Below are 6,973 nucleotides of genomic sequence, written 5' to 3'. Positions count from 1 at the left end.
GTGATATTATCGCTCCGCGATAGTGATATTGCGGCTTCGCCGCAGTGATATTGACGCTGCGCGTCAGTTAAGGAGCAAATTGCCTGCGGCAATTTGAATTATCATTACGCAGAGCGTTTGTCATCCTGAGCGGAGCGATGCGAAGCATCGCGCCCGTAGGGACGAGCACCGCTCGTCCGCGCAGTCACGCTGAACGCCGTGTAAGAACACAAAACGTTACCCGCGTTTCCGACTGCACACTTTCCCGATAACACGACCGTTACCGACAAGATCCTTCGACTCCGGCTTCGCCTTCGCTCAGGATGACAGCGTTTCCGCGTACGCAAAGCGTAGGGGCGATCTTGATCGCCCGCGCAGTCGGCACTGTTGCGCTCGCTCCGCGAGCGGTGATATTGCTTCGCAGTGATATTGTTCGCCGGCGCTCACAGTGGTATTCGCCCTTCGGGCGAGTGGTATTGCGCCTTCGGCGCAGATTCGCGAATCTGCGCCGGAAAGATCCGCTTTTACGCTTTCCAGAGGCCGTGGAGATTGCAGTACGCGTACGCCGCTTCGATCTCGTCGTCCTCGGCGATATAGAAGACCGCCTTCGGCTCGTCGCCGGGCTTCAGCGCCTTGCGCTGATTGCCGCTCTTGGTTTTGAGGGCGACCCACTCTATGTAGTGCTCCTCGGCCATCGGATGCGCGGCGCTGCCGACGGAAACTGTCACTACGCCGCCTTCGCGGGCGACGACGGGAACGTGCTTCTCGGCGGAGGCGTCGACCGAGCCGGCGACTATCTCCTGCATCGGCTTGCCGCAGCAAACCACGGGCGCGCCGGTCTTCTTGACGATCGCGACTATCTGGCCGCATACTTCGCATCTGTAAAACTTCATTTCCATTTTCGTTTTCTCCCTTTTTATATTATTTTAATGAAGGCAGTTTGGCTGTCATTCCGAGGAGGCGCGAGCGCGCCGACGAGGAATCCCCCGGGCGAACGCGGGGCGTTCGCAGTGATATTGACGCTTCGCGTCAGTGATATTGCGGCTTCGCCGCAGTGATATTGACGCTGCGCGCCCGTAGGGACGAGCACCGCTCGTCCGTGCATTCTCGCACCCGCGCCGCCCTTTGTCATCCTGAGCGGAGCGATGCGAAGCATCGCGCCCGTAGGGACGAGCATCGCTCGTCCGCGTATCAGCGCGCGAGCGCCGCCCTTTGTCATCCTGAGCGGAGCGGCGGAACGCCGCGCAGTCGAAGGATCTCACGTTATCTTCCGAATACCGAGGGCGAAGCCCGAGGTATCTGTGGGATGAGATCCCTCGCTTCGCTCGGGATCCAAAAGGAAAACCGGGATTCTTCGACTCACTGCGCCTTCGGCTTCGTTCGCTCAGAATGACAGACTTACGCGTCGGATTCGTCCGTCGCGGGGGTGTTCTGTCTGCTCTCGAAATATCCGTATATCTTCGGCAGCTTTTCCTTTATCGCGGCGTTGAGCGTCGCGTTGAACTCCTCGCTCCGCAGGTCTTCGCCGGTGTAGGCGCCGGTCGCGTCGATCATTTCGGGCTTCGCGCCCGGATCGCGCCTCATGTCGACGGAGCAGTAGAGCGCAAGGTCGACGTCGCTGCCGACAAGCAGCTTCGGCAGGGAAACGGAAAGCTCGGCGTCGATCCCGATCTCGTCCGAGGTGAAGGCGCGGACGGTCGTGGTCAGCTCGAAGAGCTTGAAGGTCAGGCCGCCGATGCCGACCTTGACGTCCGATTCGGTGACGGCGGCGCCGTCACGCTCGGCGGTCTTTCCGGAGACGGAAACGGCGTAGGGCACGCCGTTTGCGATGACGCGCAGATCGAGCTTCGACTTCTTGCTGCCGACGCTGCTCTCCGCGTCGAAGAGATCCACGCCCTTCTTGTCGTCGGTGACCTTCATGAAGGCGAGAACGCCGCTCTCGCCGCCGTCGACGCCCGCTTCGAGCGTGTATCCGGCTTCGGGGTGGTCGAGCGAAACGCGTTCGCCGATTATCTTTTCGTCTTTGGTGAAGCGCTTCCAGGTCAGCTTGACGTTCTTGTTATAGTCGCGCTGTTCCTTTGAAGTTTCTTCATTCGCGAATTCGCGGAAGTATTCGCGCATATCGTCGGCGTATTCGCCGCCGACCTTGTCGAGCTCGGGATCCTCCGCGATCTGAGCGGCGGTCTTTTTCAGCGCGTCGTAAAGGTCGTTGCCGTCGGCGGAAAGCGTCAGGCAGTCGAGCTCCGCTTCGCCGCCGGCGGTGCGGAACTTCTCCCTGCCGCGAGTGAAGCAGCCGTCCGCGACGTTGTTGAGGAAGGGCTCGGCGTAACGCGCGATGAGCGAAACGTAGGAGAAGTCGGGCGCGAAGGGCGTCGAGCCGAAATCATCGTCGCCGAAATCGTCGAAGTCATAGTCGTAATCGAAGTCGTCGTCAATATCGAAGTCGTCGTCGCCGTCGAGGTCATCGTCGAGGTCGAAGCCGTCGTCAAGGTCGAGGTCGTCGCCGAGGGATTCGTAGAATTCGCGGGTGTTGCGTATCATGGAGTCGACGAAATCCTCGTCGTATTTTCCGGCGTAATAGGCGATATCGAGCTTGCCGTCGCCGTCCGCGTCGACGTAGAGGTCGCCGTTTTCGGCGAAGAACTTGCCGTTTTCGTCGAAGTCGTAATCGGCTTCGTAGGCGTTTTCGTCAAGGGCGATTATCCCGTGCTCCTCCTCGTAGGCGTCGAAGTCGAAATCGTCGCCGAAGCCGGTGCCGCCGAAGTCGCTCTGCGAGAGCTTCACCGGGCGGTCGAGCAGGCCGGGCAGCGAAAGAACGACGTCGCCGCCGTCGGTGGAGAAGAGCGCGCCGAGCGTTTCGCCGAGCATCTCGAGCGAGAAGTCGCCGGATGCGGAAACGCCGTCGGTGACCACGCCTACGGCGAGGCCGAGCGTGTCGCCGATATCGCCGAGCAGCGCGGAGAAGGCGGAGAGGCCGGAGGCGTTGACCCTTATCCTGCCGGACATGCCGGAGGCGGCGCCGTCCGCGAGCGCGTCGCCGTCGATCTTCGCGACGGGCGCGGCGAGGGATTCGACGAGGTCGGAGTAGTACTTCTGAGCGCCGATGAACGCCTGCTTGGTTTCGGCGTTCGATTTGCCGCATCCGCCGAGGGCGGTCATGCACGCGAAGGCGATCAGGCACGCGAGGATGAGAGAGGTAAGTTTTTTCATGGTGATTTCTCCTTTCGAGAGTATCTGCCGCTTGCGGCGATAATATCACCGGCGGCGAAGTCGGCACAGAGACGCTTGCTCCGCAAGCGGTCTTGGCTCCCTCTGAGGAGGGAGCTGGCGAAACTTGCAAAGCAAGTTGAGACTGAGGGAGAGATAACGATGATTTGCGATTTGCAGGAAGCTGTATCCGAAGACGGGGGATCGTCTCGTGCACTTATCCCTCGTCTACGGCACGACGCGCTGCGGAAGGAGAGCTGTCGTTATCTCTCCCTCCGTCTTGCCGTCCGCTTTGCGTCCGGCAATCCACCGTCTCGCCTGCGGGCTCGGTCAGGTCGCGGCTCTGACAGCCACCGGGCTGTCATTCGCTACCGCGCCCTCCGCTTCGCTACCTCCTCAGAGGGAGGCAAGGGCGCAGCTAAAACAGCGGCGTGTAGTCCTTTGTCGCGGAGCCGCGCTCCTGGAACCAGCCGTCGAAGCCGAGCTTTTCGGCTTCCTCCGCCGCTTTATTATATTCATAGGTAGTTATCCGCCGGCACAGCTCGGGGAACTTCTCCGCGTCCGCGAAGTCGGGGACGTACTGCGCCATCAGCGAAAGCAGGACGTTCTTCGCGCCGACGGCGTCCGCGGCGAGCCGCAGGACCTCGACGCTGTCGCGCCACGCGCCGGGCAGCACGAGGTGGCGCATTATTACTCCGCGCCTGAGCATGCCGCCTTCGAACGCGGGCGCGCCGGTCTGCGCGGCCATCGCCTTCAGCGCGGCGAGCGCGGCGGCGGGGTAGTCGGGCGCGGCGGAGTATTTCTCCGCGAGCGCGGGGGAGGCGTATTTGAAGTCGGTCAGGTAGATATCGGCCGTGCCGTCGAGCTTCGCGAGCGTTTCCGCCGTTTCGTAGCCGGAGGTGTTCCACACTACCGGCAGGCGAAGGCCGCCGGACTTCGCGAGGGCGACCGCTTCGATTATCGCGCCGGCGAAGTGCGTCGGCGTGACGAGGTCTATGCAGTCGGCGCCCCTGCGCTGAAGGCCGAGCATCGTCTCCGCGAGCTTTTCGACGGAGTATTCCTCGCCGACGAGCCCGCGCGAGACGGCGCAGTTCTGGCAATAGACGCATTTCAGGGAGCAGCCGCTGAAGAAGATCGCGCCCGCGCCGCCTCCGGCGCAGATGCAGGGCTCCTCCCAGCGGTGAAGCATCACCTTCGCGACGCGCGGGAGCGCGCCTTCGCCGCAGAAGCCGCGTGAAGCGGCGCGGTCAACGCCGCAGCGGCGCGGGCAGAGTGTGCAGGTCATAAGGAAGTACCTCTACGGGATTTTTTAGGATAAATGAAGTCACTCGCTTCGCTCGTTAATGAAGACGTTTCACTAATGAAGACGCCGCTTCGCGGCTGATGAAGCCGTTCGCTGCGCTCGCTGATTAAGGATCAAATTGCCGAAGGCAATTTGAATATATTCAAATCGGCTTCGCCGATTTGCTCCATAATCAGCGCCGAAGGCGCAACTTCATTAGCCGAAGGCGTCTTCATTTTTCATTAGCGGGCATCGCCCGCGTCATCATTGCGAGCTCTCCGAGCTCGCATCCTTCTCTTCCGGGTACCAGTAGCTCATCTTCCAGCCGCTTTCGCCGTAGGGGGAGAGGATGACGCGGAGCTCGTAGAGCTTGCCGTCAAGCGCCGCGTCCACGGTGAACTTTATCTGTTCTTCGGTGTTCTCGACCATGGTGAAGGTGTCGAGGTCGATGCTGAAAAACATCGATTCGTTCGGCTCGTCGGTGCGGACGTAGAGCTTGCCGTCCACGTCGCGGTAGCGCGGGACCACGTCGCTGTCGCCGCTCATTCCCGCGGCGTGTTTCAGATTGTCCAGGAAGCCGCCGGTGAAGAACATTTCAACGTAGCTCGTCATGCTTTCGAGCGTCTGGAAGGTGGAGACCGCCGAGGGCGCCCAGGTGTGGCCGTCGAGCTCGATCGTTTCGCTTTCGACGTAGTCGAGCCCCTTGCCGCCGTAGTATTCCACCGCCCAGCACGCGGGGTAGTAGCAGTTTTCGAAATAGGAATAGACGTCGTATTCGCTCATTCCCTGGCCGGGCTGCTTGACGAAGCGCGGGTCTTCGGTGCTCTGCGAGGAGGTGTTGCGGTTGTTGTCCTTGCCGCGTGGCCCGACGATGCGGTCGCAGGCGGCGAGGGAGAACAGAAGCGCCGCGATGAGCAGCAGGGGAACGAGGCGTTTGAGGATTTTCATAGGTGTTGCTCCTTGTGGGGAAATATCTGCCGCTTGCGGCAATATCACTGCGGCGAAGCCGCAATATCACTATCGCGGAGCGATAATATCACTGTCGCGCAAGCGATAATATCACTGCCGACGAAGTCGGCACGGTTGCGCCCGCTTCGCGAGCGGTGATATTGCTTCGCAGTGGTATTGTTCGCCGGCGCTCACAGTGGTATTCGCCTTCGGGCGAGTGGTATTGCGCCTTCGGCGCAGATAAGCGGCAAATCACTTGCCGCTTATGGTGACTCCGTCGAACGCGGCGTAGGGGAGCACGCTCGCGCCGTCGACGACGCGTTCCTTCGATATGCCGCGCAGGTTCATCAGCAGGTCGGCGAGGTTTCCGTTTATCATTATCTCGCTGACGGCGTCGGTGATCTTGCCGTTTTCGATAAGGAAGCTGTTCTTCGCGACGCCGGAGAAGTCGCCGTTCGTGCCGGGCTGTCCGCCGGAGAAGCGGCCGAGCAGCAGGCCCTTTTCGACGCCGGCGATCAGCTCGTCAAGCGGCGTATCGCCCGCGGGGACGACGAGCGCCCAGGAGGAATTCTTCGCGCGGTCGAAGCCGGTCTTGTTCGAGGCGTAGAGCGAGAGCAGGAAGCACTGCAGCACGCCGTCCTTGATGAAGTCGAAGTCCTCGCTGACGAAGAGGTCCTCGGTGACGCGCTCGGCGCCGACGATCGCGGGATCGAGCGGCGCGAAGCGGACGTTCAGCCGCGTGTCCGCGACCTGCGTGCCGAGCTTGTCCTTCCAGGGCGAAGTGCCCTCGATGATGACGCCGCCGGAGGCGAAGTTGCCCGCCGCGAGCCCGATGAACTCGCCGAACATCGCGGGAGTCAGCACGAGCGTGCCGTCGAACTTTCCGTGAAACGCCTTCGGGTCGGTCTGCTTCGATACGGCGTCGAGATCGGCGCGTATCGAGCCCATGTCGATTATCGGCTGCGTCGGGTCGGTGAATACCACGCCGGAGCCGAAAAAGGAGGAGGACTTGTCTCCGTCGTGCGCGGAGAACATAAGATAGACCTCGTAGCGCCCCGATTCGCCGGTGAAGCGGACGCCGTTGGAGTTCAGCTTCACGCTCGCGCCGTAGTGGTAGGAGGCGACGAGCTGCTCGATAAGTATGTTCGGCCAGCCCGCCGCGATGTCGTTTTTCAGCTTTTTGACGGCTTCAAAAAACGCGTCGCGGTCACATTCGAGCGCGCCGGAGGGGAAGTCTTGCGGCTCGCAGGCGGGGGAGATGTCCCATGCGTCGTCGGGAACGGCGCTCTGCGCGGCGGCGACGGCGTCGCGGGCGGCTCCGTCGATGCTTTCGCGGTCGAGCGCGTTGGTGGATGCGCCGCCGTTGCGTCCGCCGACGTAGGCGGTTACGCCGACGCCTTCGTTGAAGATGGTGCGCATCAGCGAGAACTCCCCGCCGTCTATGTTGAATTCGGTCGTGCTGCCGTTGAAGGCGGTGACGACCGCCTTGTCCGCGCCGGCGTTTTTCAGCGCTTCGAGCGCGTATTCGGCGGCGCCCGTCAGTTTCTCATACTTCAT

Annotated in this window: 5 protein-coding genes; all 5 read right to left on the bottom strand. The window is 61.8% G+C overall.

Annotation, left to right across the window (positions count from 1 at the left end; genetic code table 11):
* Positions 1–503: 503 nt before the first annotated feature.
* The 5 genes from IJL83_01340 to IJL83_01320 all read right to left on the bottom strand — a co-directional run bounded on the left by IJL83_01340 (position 504) and on the right by IJL83_01320 (position 6,973).
* On the bottom strand, positions 504–872 hold the full coding sequence (locus tag IJL83_01340; protein MBQ6552252.1) for a desulfoferrodoxin FeS4 iron-binding domain-containing protein: 369 nt from the start codon (positions 870–872) through the stop codon (positions 504–506).
* Positions 873–1,377: 505 nt separating this feature from the next.
* Positions 1,378–3,189 (bottom strand): hypothetical protein, encoded by a 1,812-nt coding sequence (locus IJL83_01335; GenBank protein MBQ6552251.1) that lies wholly within the window; start codon positions 3,187–3,189, stop codon positions 1,378–1,380.
* A 415-nt stretch (positions 3,190–3,604) separates the two neighbouring features.
* A complete protein-coding gene (locus tag IJL83_01330; protein ID MBQ6552250.1) occupies positions 3,605–4,471 on the bottom strand; it encodes a radical SAM protein in 867 nt (288 codons plus the stop codon).
* Between the two features lie 261 nt (positions 4,472–4,732).
* Entirely contained in the window at positions 4,733–5,416 is a 684-nt protein-coding gene (locus tag IJL83_01325) for a hypothetical protein (protein ID MBQ6552249.1), read from the bottom strand.
* A gap of 252 nt (positions 5,417–5,668) precedes the next feature.
* Positions 5,669–6,973: a TldD/PmbA family protein gene (locus IJL83_01320; protein ID MBQ6552248.1), complete on the bottom strand. Its 1,305-nt coding sequence runs from the start codon at positions 6,971–6,973 to the stop codon at positions 5,669–5,671.

Source organism: Clostridia bacterium (genome assembly GCA_017438525.1).
Classification (GTDB): Bacteria; Bacillota; Clostridia; order Oscillospirales; family RGIG8002; genus RGIG8002.
The sequence above is the reverse complement of the archived record's forward strand: the minus strand, read 5'-3'. Positions and strand labels throughout refer to the sequence as shown.